The following is a 19091-nucleotide window of genomic DNA, read 5'->3' as shown; positions in this document are numbered from 1 at the left end:
AGCTACCTGCTTTCCGGGGTGGGCGTGGCGGTGGACTCGGCGGGCGTGGGCGTGGGCGTGGTGAGGGGGTGCTCGGCGAGGTAGGCGGCGTAGTCGCCGTATTCGCCGGCGTGGAGGCGGGCGGTGAAGTCCGCGTGGGCGCGGGTCATTTCGGCCTCGCGGTTCGGCTTGACCCAGCCTTCGGGGATGGCGGGTGTGGGGTCGCCTGCGCGGGCGGCTTTGGCCCAGGCCTTGACGAAGGCGGTCTCTTCGGGGGTCTGGCGGATGCCGACGTTGTGCGTTGCCGCGCCGATCTTGTGGCCGTCAGGGGCGAAGAACATCTCCCACTCGTACTTGCGTAGTACTGCGAACTGGGAGCGGTACATGGCGCAGAGCTGCTCGGCGGTGAGGCCGAGCATGACGGCTACGAGCGCGTCGATCTCGACTAGGGCCATGCGGCGGTCGTACTCGGTGCGGAGGGGGGTTGCCATGGACCAGGTGGGTTCGACGGCTTGGATCTGAGGGCGGGGAGATTTGGGGTCGGTCCAGCGGTCGGTGAGCCAGGCGGGCTCGAAGAGTTCTTCCCAGAGGGAGGCGTAGTCGCGGGTCAGGCAATTGAGGCGGAGGGTACGGAGAAGTAGAGGGGAAGCGAGAGGGTGAGAAAGAGGGGCGGGGAGTTTCGTGACCAGTTCAATCTGAATGTCAGCCTTACCGGATACTTTCACTAGGTAATCGAGGGGAAGAGCGCTCCACATTCCTCCGATAATCGCAGTATTGCGATTATCGGAGAGTGCTAGGCTATGGACAGTATGGACGTGCGTCGGCCCGGGAGGCAGGAGAGCTGCATGGAACCCCCGTTCCAGCTCTGAGGACGTCATACGCCGCCAGGCAACCCGATAGTAGGAGGTCGCAATTCGATCTCCCCACACCCGCTGAGCCGAATTAAAGTCGGCGAGCTTGCAAGATTGCTGATAATTTGTTCGAGGGATGAACGTTTCAGGGAGCTCGTCAGTCGCAATGGTTGCATAGTCTTTATTGGACTTGCAATTAACGTTTGGTTGCTTGTTGAACGGGTTTCCGGCGCTAATGTGAGGACCCTGTAGCACTACTTGCGTCAATGACGTTGGCACTGCGGTGCGCCACTCGATAAGTCGCTCTCGCTTTGCACCATCCTCTTCCAGGCCGCGAGACCACCAGTACTCCCTCTCGCCCACTCGCCGAGGGAAGCGAGAGAGTGCCTGCAGCGCCCTGTTGTCATTGCTTGTCAACGGCCTCAGCATTCGTGCATGCAGGGCAGGAGTGCCCTCCTCGTCCATGAGGGCGGCCCAGTCCGCTAGCACTGCCGTGTTGACGGTGACAACGCGACTCGCATGCGGCCTCGTATCCCACCCTCCCGACTCATGCTGCAGGCCAGGCGCTCCCTCTCCTCCTCGCGAGTGATGTAGCGATCGATCGGCGACGTCGGGAAGGAATACCCAGCTCATGTTGACAAAGGATGGGTCACGCGGTGGACCGTATACGTGAATGCCAAACTCGAACGTGTTGTGAACTTCATCAAACAGGCGCAACTCGTTTCGAAATTGGAAATGGCGCCGCAGTCGGCGGTATGCGGAAGAACGAAGGCCCCCACCCTTCGGGTCATTGAAGTGCGATTCCGGGTGGAGCAATCCAATGGCACCGGTCGGGGCGAGATTTCGCCACGCCCTCTCCATGAAGTTCATATAGGTGTTCGTTTGAATTCCGGAGAGCGCTGGGTGCTCGATTGCCGATCCGAGTGAGGAATTTATTCCAGCCCAAGATGTAAGGTCGCCGAGGTAATTCCTCAGTGCCGTGAAGTTTGAAAGGGTGCGCGTGCGCTGTTGTGTTTTTTCGATCTCAGACGGCCTGTCGATCAGACCGAACCATGGATTCGATTCTGCAAGAGTTAGTCGGTCGTCCCACACGGGCCTGTGCCAAGGAGGATTCCCTACCTGAAGATCGAACCCGCCATCTTTCTCGAAAATGTGTGCAAACTCCAATTCCCAGTGGAAGAACCCCTCTCGTCGGGAAATGTTATCAACTTCACTCAACCATCGGAATCGCCCCGTCACCAAGGGCATTTCCATGCATTGGCTCATCACCCGGTCGAACTCATCGTCCATCGCCAGTTTGTCGAACTCGCCAGTGTCGGCGAACAGCCCGAACTCGTCATCCAGCCCAGCAGCGCCGCCGCCAACCCGGCCGGAGGGCCTTGCCTTCGCCCTGGCAGCCGGGACACCCAGCGTCGCCTCACAGAAAGTCAGCCACTCCTCCATGGTGGGCGGCGCCGGGGTGTCGGGCTGCCCAACCGGCCAGAACCACATAGCGCACCAGGCGTCCATAACCAACTTCAGTCGTCCGCGCGGTGACCCCGGCTCATTCAGGGCACTCTCGATCCGCTCACGCGTCACATCACCCGACGCCTTCTCCAATGGCTGGTCGGGGTCGATCTCCCACACCTCGATCTGGCGCCTCACCTCCCGCTCGCTCACGATCAGGCGGCGACGGGTCAGATCCCACAGCCGCTCGACTCGCGTCGCCAGTGCCAGCAACCGCTTGCCCTGTGCCACCGAAGGCGTCGCAGTGATGGCCGTGCGCCATTTGGCCAGCGCATCACGCTCCTCCTTGGCCAGCTCCTTGGCCTGCTTGGCATCCGTGACCGCGCCCCACCCCTTGGCCGGCAGCAGGAAGTGGTGGATCTCCTTGCCTGCTTGAAACTGGCCGTCCTCGGCCCCTGCCCGCAGCGGCCGGTCCGTCGGGACCGTCGTCAGCCATGCCTTTCGCTTCAGCGCCTCCGCCGCGTACACGGCCCGCCGAGCCCCGATCAACGAGTTGCCGCGACGCAGGTGCAGGCCGAACCAGGGGGCTTTGAGGCCCTCATGCATCGAGTTGAGCCACAGCGAGACCTCTGCCAGCTCAACGGCGGTCTGGTTGAGGTCGACGCCGTAGCAGTTGTGCAGGGCGAAATACGCCTTGACTTTCTGCAGCTCCGCCTCGTACCGGTCCGGCGGCAGTTGCTCGCCGCCCAGCTCCGCCATCCTGCGCTTCAGGTACTCCGCAGCCAGCTGATTGATGGCCTCGTTGAGGAACGCGCCCGAGCCCAGGGCGGGCTCACACACCGTCAGGTCCAGGATCGCCCGCGCAGGCGTCGTCTCACCGTCCTGGTCCAGCAGCTCCGCCAGCGCGTGCTTGACCGTGCTCCGGGTCAACACTTCCGGCGTGTAGTACGAGGCCGACCGCTGTCGTTCCCGCCCTGACAGGCGGTACACGAAGCTGCCCTTCTTGTGCAGGACACGCTTCTTTACGCCTGTCAGCTCGTCTGTCCGCTTGACGAAGACGTCCTCGTCGTAGTTGTCGGCGTCCTTCAACGGCACGACCCAGGTGCCGCTCAGCCCGTCTGAGTCCGGCTTGGCGACCTCATACAGGTCGTCCCACGCGAAGAAGCCGGTGTAGGACATCAGGCCCTCGTACACCGCGCCAAGCTGGTTGATGCCCAGCTGCGCGTACGAGATGAAGCCCTTGCCGGTTCCACCGCCGGCCTTTCCGCGGCCACTGCGGCGGCCCTGGGTGAGCATCAGCAGGTTGAGTACCCGCCACAGCACCTTGTTCCGCAGCTTCGTCTCGATCCGCTCGCCCTCGACCGACACCGAGCCGATCAGCGGGGTCGCGTCGGCCTTGAACAGGTCGCTGCGCAGGGCCTCGAAGCGCAGGCCGTCCGCGTCGAGGACGGTCACGTTGTCCTCGGACGGTGCCTCATCCCTGCCCAGGGGGCGGTGCCCCTGATCTACCAGGCGGAACAGCAGGTCCAGCGAATCGGCGAAGTGCGTGCCGTCCTGGGCCTCCTCCGGAAGGTCGTAGGAGACCAGTTCGCCGAGCCGGGCCAGGCCGTAGCCGTCCTGGTAGGCGTCATCCTTGCTGGGCAGGATGCCGAGTTCGGGCCGGGCTTCCGCGTAGAGCAGGAACAGGATCCGGTACAGAAAGCGCAGCGACTCGCGGGTGAGCCGGCTCGCCAGCTCGGCCGGGTCCCCCAACTCCGCCGGATCGGCACCCCCCTCCTCCAGCCGGTCCAGGATCTCCTGGGCGATGAGCTCAACCGACTGCCGCAGCCCCTCCCGCAGCTCCTTCGAGACGCCCACCGCGTGCTTGCGGCCCTTGTCGACGAGACCGTCCAGGTACCCGGCGACGCCACCCTCTGTCAGCAGTGACTCCGCTCCGAACAGCGCAGCCACCGCCTCCAGTTCCTCGCCGTCCGCGCTGAGGTTGCGGTCCAGGGCCTCGTCCACGCTCACCGCGAGGAACCGGCCCTCGTGCCAGGCCGTGCGGTCGGCGAGCAGCACCGCGCCGCCCGCGAGGAGCAGGACGTAGCGCGGGGCGTAGCCGTCTTCGCAGCCGAAGAGGAAGGTGACCGCGTCGGCCGCGCCGGTGATGAGCTGCTTGCCGTCGAGCTGGATCGGCTCGAGGAGTTGTGCGCCGCCGTCCTCGACGTCCGCGACGACGAGTTCGCCGTCCACCTGCCAGGTGACGTCCATGGCGACGAGTTCCAGGCCGCCTGGGCCCGTGACGGCGAGCGCCACCGGCACCGACCGTTCTTTGTCGCCCTGCATCACACCGAAGTCGCCCCGGCGAAGTCGCGTGTGGGTGGAACCCGCGGGCTCCGGAGCAGCGGCCTCCGCGTCCTTGCCCTCGCCCTCCGGCTCGACATACGCCAGTGCCGCCAACAGGCGGTCGTTGAGCTCCCGCACCTCGGGACCGTCGAAGGCCTTGTTCTCGGTGATGCGGACCTTGGCCTTGAAGTACTCGCGGCGCAGGCCCTTCACACCCGACCGGGACGACGGAGCGCCCGCCCGGTCGGCGGAGGTCCAGCGCTTGCGCAGCTCGGTGAGGTCCTTGGCGAACAGCTCGGCGAGGTAGTGGGCGGAGATGTACTCACCGCGGTTGGTGATCGCTTCGAATGCCACGGTGTCACGCGCCCCTCTGCTGCTGGATTACGTTGCCGCCGGCGGCCGTGGGCGGGGCGAGGACCCCGATCACCCGCACCATCGCCTCGCCCTGGGTGGCGAGCTGCTCGATGAGTTGCTCGACCTCCACCGCCGTCTTCTGCACGCGCGTCTCCTCGTGCTTCCGCCGGATGCCGCTGAAGCTCAGTTGCTCGAACGTCGATAGGCTGGCCTTCCGCCATGCCTCCAACCGCTGTTCATATTCGACGAGTTGCTCCACCAGCGGGGTTTCCTGCTCGCTGCGCAGCTCGGCGATGTGCTCGCGGCTAGCTCGTACCGCCGCCGGGACCAGTGCCTGCAAGGCAGCCTCGTCGCCGGTGAAGGGCCGGTTGAGCATCCCCGGCTTGACCCCGGCCCGTTCGAGTACGCCCACCAGGTCGTCGTCGAAGGTGGGTGTGCCGCTTGCCAGGCCCTTCACACACGTCCACGCCAGGACGGTCGGGTGGCCCTTGGCGTTGGAGTACATGCCTTGAGTGAGGAACACCGGTTCGGTGACGTCCGCCGTGATGATCGGGGCGGTATTGCGGGTGAGCCTGACAAGGACCTTGTCGGTGAGCCACTCCACCACCGGGTGCTGGTCCGTGAGGTAGCTGACGTCGGGCCAGCCGGAGGTCTCGGTGCGCTCCTGCTTGGTGATCGCGCCCTTGGCACGGTTGCCGCTGCGCTCACGGGCGCGGTCCAGCCGGTCCTGGCCGAATTGCTTGTCGAAGGTGACCCGGAGCTGGTCCAGGACCTGCCGTTCGTCCAGATACGACTTGGGGAGGACCAGCAGGCGGCGCTGGAGTTCCCGGTCCGGGGTGAAGACCATCATCTGGGGGTGGTCGTCGTCCCAGTGCTTGCCGATGCGCTGCTCCGGGTTGTCGTAGACCTCCTCCAGGGCCTCTTCGACGAACGCGCGGGTGGAGCCGAACAGTTGAGGCACCCGGTAGCCGGGCGAGTCGCCGTCCGGGGTGTGGTCGGCGAGGAACGCCTCGAAGGGGTCCAGCGGGACCGACGGAACGGCAGCGTCGAACGGTTCTTCGTTCGCCAGGAGCCGTTCCATGATGGCGTTCGTCTCGGCGTCCTCGTCGCGCAGGCCCAGGATGGAGGCGGCCTCGCCGAGGGTGCGGTGGACCTCGTCCTCACGCTTGAGCAGGCGCTCGGACACGGCTCGGTCGGCGGAGGGGCGGTCGGGGTCCTCGTCGGCGGTGAGCAGCAACAGTGCGCGGATCTCCGGGGAGTGCTGCTGGCCGTAGCGGTCGATACGGCCGTTGCGCTGCTCGATGGTGATCAGCGACCAGGGCAGGTCGTAGTGGATCATCTGGTGGCACTGGCGGTGCAGGTTGACGCCCTCGGCGGCGATGTCGCCGGTGAGCAGGACCCGCAGTTCGCTGCTCGCCAGGCCGAAGTCCTTGACGGTGCGCTGCTGCTCGTCGTCGGAGAGGCCGCCGTGGAGCTGGCGGACGGCGCCGCTGGTCTTTCCCCGGCTCGGGGCGAAGCCGAGGGCCGACGGCAGGGTGTCCTGCAGTATCTGCAGGGTGGCGCGGCGTTCGGAGAAGATCACGACGCGGGTGTCGGACCCGGGGCCGACCTTGATCTCCTCCTTGAGGACCTTCACCAATTGCCGGAACTTGGCGGCGTCCTCGATGTCTATGGCCTCGGCGATGGTGCCGAGGTTGACCAGTGCGTCGCGTTCGGCCTGGCGTTCTTGTGGGTCGGTGCTCCGGTCGATGCTGTCGATCCGGTTGTCGACCGTTTCGACGAGCGCGGAGTGGGAGGAGAGGAAGGACTTCAGCAGGGTGTAGGGGAAGAGCCGGGCGCCCTTGCCGGAGACAGGGGCCTGGCGGCCGTCCTTCGGGTTGATCCAGACGTCGTACAGCTCGTCGAAGACCTGCTGCTCGGCCGGGGTCGCCGTGCAGTCGATGGCGACGGGCGGCTTGCGCGTGGCCCACATGTGGCCGATCTCGGCCGAGACGTCGGGCGACATCTTGTGGCGTCGGATGTAGAGGTGCTGGAGCTGCGTCTCGTCGTAGTCGTTGGTGTTGGGAATGGCCGTCGGGTCGAGCAGGCTCAGCAGCTCGCCGAAGGACTCCCGCTGGCCGTTGTGCGGTGTGGCGCTGGCCAGGATCAGGGCGTCGGTCTTCGGCGCGAGGAGCTGCGCGAGGCGGTTGTTCTTCGTCCCGGTGTTGATGAGCTTGTGCGACTCGTCGATGACGACGGCGTCCCAGGTGACCTGCATGAGATGGCTGCGCCAGCGGTCGGAGCGCAAGGTGTCGATCGAGATGATCGCGCGCTTGTAGTAGGAGAAGGGGTTGCGGCCGGCGGGGATGTCGTTCTTGATCCGCTCGATGCCGGCCGAGTCCAGCCGCACCACCGGGATCGCGAAGCGCGTCCACAGCTCGTGCTGGAACTGCTCCAGGATGTGCTTCGGCGTCACCACCAGGATGCGCTCGCCGCGCCCGCGCCTGATCAGTTCGGACAGCAGCAGCCCGACCTCAAGCGTCTTGCCGAGGCCGACAGCGTCCGCGATCAGTAGTCGGGGGCGGAGGGCGCGCAGGGCGGCCTTGGCGGGTTCACGCTGGTAGGCGAGGTCGTCGACGAGGTGGGTGCCCACGGTGGCGAGGCGCTGCTCGGAGAGGGGCAGCGGGGTCTTGCGGATCAACGCGTCGATGAACAGGCGCGAACGGCGGCACTCGGGGGAGTCGTCGGGGACGAGCTCGGTGTCCTCGGGACGCAGCGGGGTCACCTGGTCGAGGCCTTCGTGCGCGAAGAAGACCGCCCGCTGGTCGCGGACCAGGGGCGAGATGCCCCGTACGTCCAGGCGGGTGCCGTCCTTGGCGGTCTCGGCGGCCTCCACGACCAGCCAGTCCTCGTCGCGGGCGCGGACCTGCATCCCGGCGGCGAACCGGACGCCACCGGACGCATCGCCCGGGACGTTGCCTGACGCACTGTCGGCGACGGTGGTCATCGGCGGGTCTCCTTCGATTGCTGCTCTGCCGCTGTGCCGTTCAAGCACTGGGCGTTTGTGGTTTGTGCGCGGGTTTGACAGGGTCAGCCGCCGTAGTCGCCGCGGCGGTCCTCGATACGGCTGCGCCATCGTGCGGCCCAGCGGTCCGGCATGGCGTCCGGCCGGGGCCCGTGATCGAGCGGCTCCGCGGGCCTGCGGAAGGGCGCGGCCTCGGGCATCGGCTCGGGGGCGATGTCCGGAACGCCGTCCGGCTCGGCGTCCGCCGCGGCATCGGGATCCGGTACGGCATCCGGTGCCTCGACCGGTGTGGCCTGCCGCTCCAGCACCGCTGCGAGGAACGCCTCCGGCAGCGGCGGGTACGCCTGCGCCTCCGTCGGCACGCCGAAGTCGAGCAGGCGGCCCATCGCCTCCTCCAGCACGTTCTGTGCCGTCGGCCGGTCCTCGGCGTCGAAGGCCAGTGTGTGGGTGACCAGGTCGAGCAGCGCGGGCGGGAGGCCGGTCAGGTCGGGCTGGATGTCCAGCGTCCGCTGTGCCGGCATCTGTGCGTAGAAGGGGACGTGGCCGGTCGCCGCGTGCGCCAGCGTCGCGCCGAGGCTGTAGACGTCCGACGCCTCGCTGGCTCTACGGGAGTCCGCTGCCTGTTCCGGTGCCATGTAGGAGAGGGTGCCGAGGGCCGCGCTCGCCGTGGTCAGGCCGGTGCCGCCGCTGACGTGGGAGATGCCGAAGTCTATGACCCGGACGCCGTCCGTAGCGACCAGGACGTTGCCGGGCTTGAGGTCCCGGTGCAGTAAACGGACCGAGTGGATGTGCATCAGGGCGTCCGCGAGACCCGCTGCCAGCCACCACGCACCCAGCTCGCTGACCGGGCCGTGCTGCTCCACCAGCTCCAGCAGGGAGGGTGCGTTGATGTACTGGGTCGCGATCCACGGCGTCGCCGCTTGCGGGTCGGCGTCCACCAGAGCGGCGGTGTGGAAGCCGCCGACGCGGCGGATCGCCTCAAGTTCCAGGGCGAAGCGCTTGCGGAAGTACTCGTCCTCCGCTAGCAGCGGCCTGACGACCTTCACCGCGACCGGGCGGGTCGAACGGTAGCCCAGGTACACGACACCCATCGCGCCCTGCCCCAGTCGGCCGACCAGTCGGAAGTTCCCGACCGTCGTCGGGTCGCCCGCTCTGAGCGGCTGCAGCACCTTTGCCCCCGTACTGTCCTGACCTGGCTGGACGAGAGCGAGGTTATCAGCGGGTCGGTTCACTGCTCCTGCGCCTCCTGGGACTCGCTCTTCCCCGAAGAGGCACTGGCGGCCGAAGGCGGTAGCAGGGCACCGTTGGTCAGCCCGTCGTACGCGAGTGCACCGACCCGGTCGCCGATGGCGGCGGCCTCGCTCAGCAGTTCCTCGAAGGCGGCCAGACGCCGGAAGGCCTCGCCGTACTCCCGCTGGCGCTCGATGTCCATCTGCGGAACCTGCGCACCCGAGGCGTTCAGGCGGAGGGTGCCACTGGCGGTGGTGCTGCGGCGGGTGTTGGCGGCGCTACGCAGGAAACCGCGCAGGTAGTCGGTGTCGAGCTGGTCGGTCCGGGAGGTCGGCTCGGTGCCGTCCAGGTCGACCAGACCGCCCCGGACGAGATCGCCGAGTCCCATCGGCGCGGCCTCGATGCGGCCGGGGCCGGCAGGGAGCTCGGGGAGCAGGTCGAGCAGGTCCTGGGCGAGGCTCCGGATGCGGTCGCGCAGGGCGGCGTACTCGACGGGGTAGTCGCCGTGATGGGGGGTGATGTAGCGGCTGGGGCTCAGGTCGACGTCGTCGTCCAGGATGTCGACGGGCGGAACGTCCGCGATCTGCTCCGGCGTCGGTGCGCAGCCTTTCATGCCGATGCCGATGCCGATGCGGTCCGGGTCGGCAGTGCTGAGGTCGATCATGCGGATGTGTGTCGGGGCGGGGTCGCCCTGGGCCGGTCGCCGCAGGATCCACAGGTGCACGGGCTGGGAGTGGCTGGACATCAGACCGGGCGGCAGTGCCACCACGGAGGCCAGCAGTCCTCGGCGGACCAGTTCGGCCCGAATACGGCGACCGGCCTTGCGGTAGGCGACGGACGAGGGCAGCACCAGCAGCGCCCGGCCGCCGGGGGCGGTGTGGGCGTAGCAGTGCTGGACCCAGGCGAGTTCGCTCTCCGAGCGCGGGGGTACGCCCAGCTCCCAGCGGGGGTCGAGCAGCAGGTCGTCCCGCCCCCAGTCGGCCACGCCCACCGGGGGATCGCAGACGACCAGATCGGCGCGGAGGTCGGGGAAGGCGTCTTTGCGCAGCGAGTCTCCACAGGCCACGGTGGCCGCCCTGCCGTCGAGACGGGCGCGGAACTCGGCAATGGCGGCGGTCGCCGGATTGAGTTCCTGGCCGTACCGGTGGGCACCCGGGACGGCGGTGAGCAGCAGTGTCCCGATGCCGCACGCCGGGTCGTAGACCGTGCCGATGGTGCGGTCCGATGCTCCGGCTGCATCGTCGGCCGGCCCGGCGAACGCCGCGACGATCCGCTCCAGCGCGAGGGTGGTCATCGGCTCACCGCCGCTGCGGGTGGTGGAGGCGATACAGCGCTCGACAAGGTCGGCGTAGAGGGCGTGTGCGCCACGCTCTGCGGACAAGGTGGCGAGGGCAGCCGCGGCGGGCTCGGCCAGCGGCTGCTCGACGGCGGTTCCGAGCAACTGCGCGCCGACCGCGCCGAGTGCGGTGGGCAGGTCGTCGCCGTACTGAGCGCGCAGTTCGTGCCACAGGTCGACCTCAGCGGAGGTTTCCCGGCCCTTCCCCTGTTGGTCCAGCCACTGCTGGACTTCCGTGAGCGCGAAGAGGGGGCTGGTGGCGGTGCCGGCAGCGGAGCGCGGGAAGTCGGGGTGGCGGCGGCGCCAGTTAGAGACGGCGGCGCGGGTCACCCCGGCGAGGCGGGCGATCTCGGCAGCCGTGACGACCGCCGCGGGAGCGGATTCGTCGGCGGCCATGACGGGACCGTACACACCTCAGAGGACATAGACAAGATGCCTGCGTTAACACCGCTAACAGCGAGGCGACATTCCTGCACATTTCGGAATCCAGGGAGCGAGGAACCCCCACCTCAAGGGGACAAACAGTCAGCCGACGAGTGAGAGGGTCAACCCTCGCTGTCGAGGCACGCGGCGAAGCCGATGAAGGCCGTCCATGCGGTGCGGTCCATGGTGAGTGCGGGGCCGGTGACCGCCTTCGAGTCCCGGACGTGGACGGTTCCTGGCGAAGTCGCCACTTCCACGCACTGGCCGCCCTCAGCGCCGCTGTAACTGCTCTTGAACCACCGCAGATCCTGAGCGACGGCAGTGATCCTTCGGGTGTTCATAGCTCCCCCAGCAACTTCTCGATGTAGGCCAGCGACTCACACGGGGTGAGGGCCTGCGCACGGATGATCCCATAGCGTGCGGCGAGTGCGCGGACCTCTTCGCGATCGGTCACCAGTGTGCTACGTCCTTGCGCCTCCGTGTAACCGATCTGCTCCCCTCCCTTGCGTGTGAACAACGTGAACCCGCCGTCCACACCGGCGTTGTCCTCCCGGTCGAGCGGCATCACCTGCACCTCGACGTTCCGTTTCTGGCCGATGAGGAGGATCTGCTCCAACTGCCCCCGCAGCACCGAGGCTCCGCCGAGCCGCCGTAGCAGTACGGACTCCTCCATGACGAAACTGAACAGGGGCGCGGGCCACTTGTTGAAGATCTCCTGGCGGGCCAGACGCGCCGCGACCCGCTGCTCGATCGTCTCCTCGTTCAGGAGGGGCCGACGCATGGTCAGCAGCGCCCGCGTGTACTCCTCGGTCTGCAACAGGCCGTTGACCACATGGGTGTCGTACGTCTGAAGCTCGACCGCCTCGGCTTCCAGCCGCGCTGCATCTCGGAAGAATGCCGGATAACGCGCCCGCGCCACCTCCTCCTTCATCGCCCGCAGGACGCCGCCCGCGTTCAGCACCTCGTCCGCCCTGTCGATCAGCTCGGGCTTGGGGATGCGTCGGCCGAGCTCGACCGACGTGATCTGGTCCTCCCCGTAACCGAGCCGGGAGCCCAACTCGGCCCGGGTCAGCCCAGCCCGCTCCCGAAGCAGCTTCAACTGCTGCCCGAAGCACCGCAGGAAGCCCGCCCCGTCGTCCTGCTCCGCCATGCCCGCCACCTCCGACAACCTGTCCGCCCACGGCTCTGACACGCGGCTGTACACGGTGAGGCCACCGCACGCAGCGCGAAGGGCACGCTACGCGCGGTGGCGAAAGAGTCGGACCTGAACGTTCGCGAGTTCCCCCGTACGAGGACTTGCCCCTGCCTGTACGTCCATCGCGACGATCTGTACAGACCAGCCCCGTACAGGCCCCGTAGCTGGTCAGCGCCGTGTGGCCTCCGGCAGGCTCGCCGCCATGGAATCCTCCGACACCGCCATCGCGCCGACGCCCCAACCCCCGGCTGCCCTCCACGAGTTCGCCATGTGTTTCACCTCCACACCGCGCGGTGCCCGTCTCGCCCGCCGTCTGGTCTCGCATCGGCTGGACCAGTGGGGATACGTCTACGACTCCGCAGCGAACGAGACCCTCACCCTCATCGCGGCCGAACTCGTCGCCAACGCCGTGCGGCACGGCCACGTGCCCGGCCGGGACTTCCACCTCCGGCTGACGGCAACCAGCGACACCCTCCGCGTCGAGGTGACGGACACCCGCACCGAGCGGGTGCCGCCCCGGTCCGTTCCTGAAGTGCCCGGCGATGCGGAGTCCGGCCGGGGGCTGCTGCCCGTGGCCCGGCTGGCGACCCGCTGGGGCACCGACCTGCGCCCCGCCGCACTCGGGAAGACCGTGTGGGCGGAGCTGACTCCACGACGGAGCGGAACGGCGATGCGCTGAGCCGGCGGGTCAGCGGGCCGGCTTCTCCGGACGCACGGTCCTGCGCTCCGGCGCCCGGAACTCCGCCTGCTCCCGGCGCATGTCCGCGTAGAGGTCGGTGATCCGGGACTTGGCCGCGTCCACCCGGGCGAGGTCTCCTTGCCGAGCCGCCTCGGTCAGCATGTCGCCGGTCTGCTGGATGCGTTGCTGCAACGCGGCGTTGACCCCGTTGTGCGAGGCGAACGCCAGAGCGCTCATCACCTTGTACAGGTCCTCGCCGAGGCGGCGCCGGATGCTCAGCACCTCCTCGGCGATCTTGTGTCCGCGGTCGAAGTCCGCCGCCTCGCGCATCGACTTCAGCGCGCTGCGGTGGCGCAGCATCGCCTCAAGGTCCTCGTCCGGCATCAGCTCGGCCACGTGATGCGGGTAGCGGTAGGCGAGAGCCGTGGCCCAGCGCACGCTCTGCTGACGTTCCAACAGGACATCCGCGTCTTCCAGGAGCGTGTCCAGGGAACGCCCGGGAGCCTCGCCCCTGACGACCTGCTCCAGGGCGGTCGCCGTCTCTGCCAGGACCGCGGATTCCGCCGGGGTGAGCTCATGACGCCAGTTGGCGAGGAACGTCTGGAACCGTCCGTGTGTCTCCCGCGCCCGCCTGCGGAACTCCGGGGGCAGCGGGTTGCGTCGGAAGACGGCCGGGGTGAACGAGGATCCGTCGAGCCGGGTCTCCAGCCGGATCGAGCGGTCCCCGTCCAGGTGCACGGCGATGGTGAGGGCTTTGGTGCCCGTGCTTCCCTCGGGCAGTTCGTACATGGAGACGCCGCAGAGGTCGTTGCGCTCCGCAGGCTGGAGGTCTCCCTCGTGCAGGGCGATCTCCAGCATGTCCCCGGGATTGGCGGTGAGCTGGAAATCGTGCCGGATCGGCTGCTCTGTCGGGTAGCGGGTGCCCGCCTCGACCAGAACCACCAGACTGCCGTCGCTGGTACGGACGCCGATGGGACGAGGGGTCACATCGGACGGGGCCGCGACGGGCAGCTCCGCGTTGCAGAGTGAGCACCAGGCGAGGCCCGGCTGGTTCACGAATGCGCAGCTCGGGCATTTCAGACCGCCGCTGTCGCGCAGTTTCGCCCCGCACAGGTCGCATTCCATCGCGTCTGGACCGTTCTCCTCTCCGCACTCACCGCAGACGGACGGGGCGGGCGGTGCGGGCCGCTGGGCCGAGAGCGCGGAGAGGTCCGACGCGCAGACGGGGCACGAGCCGGTGTTCTCGGGCGCAGGGACGTGGCAGGCCGGGCATTCGACCGTCGGAGTGCCGACGAGCGGGGTGGCGCAGTCGGAACAGGTGTCGGCGTCCAACGGGCAGGTCGCGCGGCAGTCGGGGCAGTCGAGGGTGTCGACGAGCGCCGACTGGACGGCCGCACCGAGCGCGACGCACGTCATCGGGTCCACGTCCGTGCGCAGTTTCTCGCGGCCGAAGAGCTCCGCCAGTCGTTCCGCCACCAGGGGGATGGCGCTCGAGCCACCGACCAGGAGGACCTGGTTGATGTCCTCCGGTAGCAGGGACGCCTCCGTCACGGTCCGCCGGGTCAGGTCGACGGTCTCCTCGATCCGCTCGGCGATCAGGTTCTCGAAGTGCTTCCGGTCGACGGTCTCCGAGAGGACGGCGCCCGACTCGCCGAGCGGAGACACGATCACCTCGGTCGAGGACGCCGCCGACAGGCGGATCTTGGCGTGCTCCGCGGCCTTCCGGATCTTTGAGGCGTCACCCGGCAGGGGTTCGTGTCCGGGGCTGCGCTCGTTGAGGAGTCCCTGCAGGTGATCGGCCAGGCTGCCGTCGAAGTCCGTACCGCCGAGCAGGTTGTCCCCGCCCACGCCGAGCACATCGACGAACCCGGGCATCAGCGTCAGGATCGAGACGTCGAAGGTGCCACCGCCGAGGTCGTAGACGAGGACGGTTGCCTGGTCGGCATCATGAGCGCGTCCGAGGCCGTGCGCGAGCGCTGCCGACGTGGGTTCCATGAGCACTCGTACCACGTGGAACCCGGCCAGTCTGCCCGCCTCACGGGTGGCCGCGATCTGCCGTTCGCCGAAGTACGCGGGCGCGGTTATCACGGCGCGGGTGAACTCCGTACCAAGGCGTTCCTCCGCGTCCCGCTTGAGCCGCCTGAGGATGATCGCGGAGATCTGGACCGGGGTGTAGTCGTGGTCTCCGAGTCTGATCAGGATTCCGCCGTCCGGCCCCTCGGTGATCTCCGGACCGCCCTGTCCCATACGGAGGACGGCCTGCCGCACCTTCGGGTCCTTGAACTGGCGGCCCATGAGGCGCTTGACCGTGGCGATCACCCGCGAGGCGTCCCGCTCCAGCCAGTTCAGTGCCTCCCGCCCGACCAGGAGGGTTCCGTCCCCGGAGAGGCCCACGACCGACGGAGTCCCGCTCTCCTCCGGTGCGGTCGCGATGACCTCCGGTTCGCCGTCCTTGATCCAGGCCATGACCGAATTGGTGGTGCCGAGGTCGATTCCGAGTGTCCTGTGCACTTCAGGCTTCCTGTTCTTGGAGTGGGCGGGCTGTGCGGTACCGGGCAGTGGAAGGGATTCCGCAGCGGGAGGGTCAGGAACGGCGGCGAGTACGGCGCTTGTGCCGCGGCAGCCGCCGAGGCTGCCGTCGTGCCGTCGTCGACCGGCCGGGCTGCTCCTGCTCCTTCACCGGTTCCTGAGACGGTTCCGGGCCAGGGCCGATGTCACGGTCGGAGCCGGGGACGGCGACCACGACCTCGGCTGTCCGCAGCACCTGCTGCCCCAGGTAGAAGCCTGGTACGCGTTCCTCCAGTACCAGGTCGGCGGGGTGTCTGGATGTGGGTCGGGCACCCACGACCCGTGCGATCCCGGGTTCGGCGCGCTGGTGCACGAGGTCCATCGGCCTGACATCGGCGGCCAGCAACTGGCGGCGCAGCAGCCTGTGCGCGGCGGACACCTGTTCCGTCAGACTCATCAGGTCCGCGGCGGCGTGATGCGGCACCGTGGAGTGCCGGTGTGCCGACCAGAACAGGGACTCCGCGAGCGCGTCGTCGACGTCGAGCAGGCCGGTGAGCAGGCGGCGGAGCGACGTCTCCCTCTCGGCGTCCTTCCGGGCCAGTTCATCCTCGTACTGGGCACGTCGCCGCTCCAACGCCTCGCAACGTCTGCGCAGTTGCGCGATCAGACGCTCGGAGTCGGAGTCGGGCTGTGCGGAGGACGGTGCGGTCAACGCGGGCTCCCGGAACGTTTGAAGGGGCGTGAGGCGTATAGAGGCGGATGACCGAGCGGTCGTGGGGCGTCAGTCGGACGGCGGGGCGAAGCTCGCCGGGTTGGGCATCAGGGGGGCGACTCGGGACATGTGCCGACGGGCCTCGGCGAGCAGCGCACCGCTCGCATCGGACGGCAGTGCGCCGGGCAGCGGTGTCAGCAGCTCCGCCACCCGACGTTCTCCGGGGCGGGAGAGGGCGTTGCGCGCCCGGGAGAGGCGGTCGCGCAGTTCACGATCGCGCCGGGCCGCCTTCGAGCACTGTTGGTAGGCGGCCAGGACGTCGGCCCTGGACGCGCCGACCTCCAGACCCAGTACCTCGTACGGAGAATTGCCGAACATGGACATGGTCACCCCGTGTCGTCCCCTCACCACAGCTGATCGGCATCACCCGGCCCGAAAAGAGCCAGCGGATGCGTCGGGTCGTACTTGCGAACCGCCCGTACGTCGGCGTGGGCGGCGGCGGTGTCGCCCTCGGAGAGGCGTCGTCGGGCGCGTCCGGCGTAGGCCTCGGCGACGGCCCTGTCGAATCCGCTCCGGTCCTCGGCGTCTCGTGGGCACCGGCGGACGAACCGTATGGCCTCGTCGTAGTCCTCGTTCCGGCACAACAGTCCTACGAGGTGGGCCAGGAGCGCGGCCTGTTCGTCGGCGACACCCGGGAGGACTTCGTAGGTGCGGGCGACGGCGATCACGTCAAGCGCGTGCCGCAGCTCGTCCTCGTCGGACACGTCGACCGGAAACGCTCGTTCGCAGAGGCCGTTCGCGACGGCCTCCTTCGGCCCCCGCCCCGGAGCCCAGTCGTCCGAGCCCGGCTCCAGGAGGCCGCGGGCCTCCCTCATCAGACCCATGGCCTCGGCGCGGGCGCCGGTCAGGGCCACATCGAGGGAGCGCTCGTACAGAGCCGTTGCCAAGGCCTTGCGGACGGGCCGGAGGGTCGCGTCGCGGTCAAGGATCCTGCGCAGCTCCGTGATGGCACGTGTGAGCACGGACACGGGCTGTTTCTGGAGGAGGTCTTCGGCCCACCGGGTGTCGGATTCGTTCAGCGCTGCGACGACGGATTCGTTCGAAGGATCCAGCTCGTACGCCTGAGCGAAGCGGGCACGTGCCCTGTCCTGGTCCCCCTGCTGCTGGGCCTGCCGGCCCAGGTGCACGCACCCGACAGCCAGGTTCCGCTTCAGTTCCTCGTCTTCCGGTGCCAGGTCGAGGGCGCGCTGGAGAAGGCCGGTATACGCCTGCCAGTCCGGCCTGACACGGTTCTGCACCAGAGCGAGTCCGGCCTGCCGGCCTGCCCGACCGATCTCCTCCTCGTGGAGGGTGAGCGAGGCGCCAGCGCTCGCCGCGTCCTCGAAGTCCCGTACTGCGTCGGACCAGCGCTTGGCCTTCAGATGGTCGAGCGCCCGAGCGACCAGTGCCGCGCCGAGGACGCGCTGCGGGCCGTGCGGAGGGCCGGCGTCCCCCGGGGCCCGGGGTTCCGTCGCCGTCCCGGCCTCGAGTGCGGCGATGACCTGGTCGAACCTGCCGGTCTCCAGGAGCACCGTGTAGCGCCCCTCGGGTGACATCAGATCACGGAGCCGATCGCCGCTCGCCGCACCCGAGCGGCCCGCGTCCGACACCCAGCCGTCGACCTCCTCGGCCAGGGCCTTCCATGGGGCTCCGGCCGACCGCAGGAGGTCGAGGAAGCCGGGGCCGAAAGCGAGGTCGCCGCCGGCTTGAACGGGCCATCCGCAGTCCGTCGTGGCCAGGACCCCGGCCAGGCAACGGGCAGCGGCGAGCTCGACACCCCAGGCCAGCTCCAGGCTGTCCACCACCGGCCGTTCCGCAGCCCTGTCGTCGTCCCGCAGGACCTGGCGGATACGCTCGGCGACCTGGTCCGAGGCGTCCTTCCGCTCGGCGGGCGTCCATGGGTGCCCGGAGCGCCGTGCCAGTTCCTGCCAGTAAGAGGCGGAGTGCAGAACCATCGCCCAGCAGGCCATGGCCTGCCGTACGGACGCCAGACGCCTCCGGCTGTCCGTCTCGGTGTCGTCCGCGAAGACCCGGAGAGCCTCGACGGCCAGGGCGTGCACGACCACGGTGTCGACCGGTCTCGCCAGCCAGTCCTCGTACCGGACCTGCCACGCCTCGGCGTACCGACCCGCACGGCTCAGCCCCCGGGCTCTCCAGGGGCGCAGCCACCCGTACCGCGCCGGGAACGACGAGGACGCCGTGTCAGGCACCGGGGCACTCAGCCGTTCCAGGTCCACGCCGGCGAGCGTCACGGACGCGCGGAACAGCGCAAGCGCCTTGCGCCGCTCCGGAGCGAACGCCTCGAGCACGTCGGTCTGTTCACCGAAGCCCACGGTATGTTCCGGGGCGAGGCACGCCAGCAGTGCCTGCGCTGTGGCCGAGTTCGCAGCGCCGGCCCATGGAGCGAGCGCCTCTGCGGCGGCCTTGACACGGTCGGCCAGAATCGCCGCATGCACCAGGTTGTGCACTGCCACATCGAGGCACGGGCCGCAGCGGGAGACCTCGTCCATGCTTTCGGCGCCGTGCGCCGCGCAGAACCAGCGGGAGCACTGGCCACACCGGTTGTCGGCAGGTGAGGTGCAGTCGTCGTTGTGGCAGGGCTCGGTCGACTCGGGCGGACGGGCACCGACGGTTCCTGAAGGAACCAGCGACCGGATGTACCAGTCACAGCACTCCGTCCAGTTGCCGGCGCGAGCCGCGAGTGCCCCGCGCAAGGCAGCGTGGCGGGCGTCGATCACCGCGTGGCCGGTGTCGGCGTCGCGTTCCAACAGCCGCAGATGGCTGACGGCAAGCGCGAAGTTTCCGTGGGCGTAGGCGGCAACGGCCCGCTCGAACGCAGCGGATGGCCTCTCGGCCGTTCCCCCGTTTACCCCGCCCTCGTTCGGCGCGGAGTGTGACACCACCGTTCCCCTCCGGTTTTGCCGTCGGCACGGACGCCGTCGCCCAAGGCCCCCTGTTGACTCTGCATATGCCTGTGCAGCATAGAGTCTCAGGTGGCGTCCTCGAACAA

11 protein-coding genes are annotated in these 19091 nt (G+C 68.6%); 1 reads left to right on the top strand and 10 read right to left on the bottom strand.

Going from position 1 to position 19091, the window contains the following annotated elements; translation table 11 throughout:
• Positions 1 to 2 precede the first annotated feature (2 nt).
• The 6 genes from ACFY0U_RS19865 to ACFY0U_RS19840 form a co-directional block, all read right to left on the bottom strand.
• Positions 3 to 4955, bottom strand: coding sequence for an Eco57I restriction-modification methylase domain-containing protein (locus tag ACFY0U_RS19865; protein WP_388637144.1), 4953 nt, complete (start codon positions 4953 to 4955; stop codon positions 3 to 5).
• Positions 4956 to 4959: 4 nt separating this feature from the next.
• Entirely contained in the window at positions 4960 to 7941 is a 2982-nt protein-coding gene (locus ACFY0U_RS19860; protein WP_388637141.1) for a DEAD/DEAH box helicase, read from the bottom strand.
• Between the two features lie 83 nt (positions 7942 to 8024).
• A complete protein-coding gene (locus ACFY0U_RS19855) occupies positions 8025 to 9128 on the bottom strand; it encodes a protein kinase (RefSeq protein ID WP_388637139.1) in 1104 nt (367 codons plus the stop codon).
• A 59-nt stretch (positions 9129 to 9187) separates the two neighbouring features.
• On the bottom strand, positions 9188 to 10921 hold the full coding sequence (locus tag ACFY0U_RS19850; protein WP_388637136.1) for an N-6 DNA methylase: 1734 nt from the start codon (positions 10919 to 10921) through the stop codon (positions 9188 to 9190).
• A gap of 149 nt (positions 10922 to 11070) precedes the next feature.
• Complete coding sequence (locus ACFY0U_RS19845; RefSeq protein WP_388637133.1) at positions 11071 to 11289, bottom strand: DUF397 domain-containing protein; 219 nt, start codon at positions 11287 to 11289, stop codon at positions 11071 to 11073.
• Positions 11286 to 12098: a helix-turn-helix transcriptional regulator gene (locus tag ACFY0U_RS19840; RefSeq protein WP_356778687.1), complete on the bottom strand. Its 813-nt coding sequence runs from the start codon at positions 12096 to 12098 to the stop codon at positions 11286 to 11288. Before ACFY0U_RS19840 ends, ACFY0U_RS19845 begins: the two co-directional genes overlap by 4 nt.
• A gap of 247 nt (positions 12099 to 12345) precedes the next feature.
• On the opposite strand from ACFY0U_RS19840, the gene ACFY0U_RS19835 reads away from it, so the two are divergent.
• Positions 12346 to 12822 (top strand): ATP-binding protein, encoded by a 477-nt coding sequence (locus tag ACFY0U_RS19835; RefSeq protein WP_388637130.1) that lies wholly within the window; start codon positions 12346 to 12348, stop codon positions 12820 to 12822.
• Between the two features lie 9 nt (positions 12823 to 12831).
• On the opposite strand, the gene ACFY0U_RS19830 is transcribed toward ACFY0U_RS19835, so the two are convergent.
• The 4 genes from ACFY0U_RS19830 to ACFY0U_RS19815 form a co-directional block, all read right to left on the bottom strand.
• Positions 12832 to 15333: an Hsp70 family protein gene (locus ACFY0U_RS19830; RefSeq protein ID WP_388637127.1), complete on the bottom strand. Its 2502-nt coding sequence runs from the start codon at positions 15331 to 15333 to the stop codon at positions 12832 to 12834.
• A gap of 73 nt (positions 15334 to 15406) precedes the next feature.
• Complete coding sequence (gene grpE, locus ACFY0U_RS19825; RefSeq protein ID WP_388637124.1) at positions 15407 to 16042, bottom strand: nucleotide exchange factor GrpE; 636 nt, start codon at positions 16040 to 16042, stop codon at positions 15407 to 15409.
• A gap of 69 nt (positions 16043 to 16111) precedes the next feature.
• Positions 16112 to 16420, bottom strand: coding sequence for a hypothetical protein (locus tag ACFY0U_RS19820; protein WP_388637121.1), 309 nt, complete (start codon positions 16418 to 16420; stop codon positions 16112 to 16114).
• Between the two features lie 26 nt (positions 16421 to 16446).
• Positions 16447 to 18981 carry a tetratricopeptide repeat protein gene (locus ACFY0U_RS19815; RefSeq protein WP_388637118.1) on the bottom strand — a complete coding sequence of 845 codons (2535 nt, stop codon included), beginning with the start codon at positions 18979 to 18981 and terminating at the stop codon, positions 16447 to 16449.
• Positions 18982 to 19091 lie beyond the last annotated feature (110 nt).

The sequence above is a fragment of the Streptomyces sp. NPDC001536 genome (assembly GCF_042894505.1).
Lineage (GTDB): Bacteria > Actinomycetota > Actinomycetes > Streptomycetales > Streptomycetaceae > Streptomyces.
This window is presented reverse-complemented; position numbering and strand designations above follow the sequence as displayed.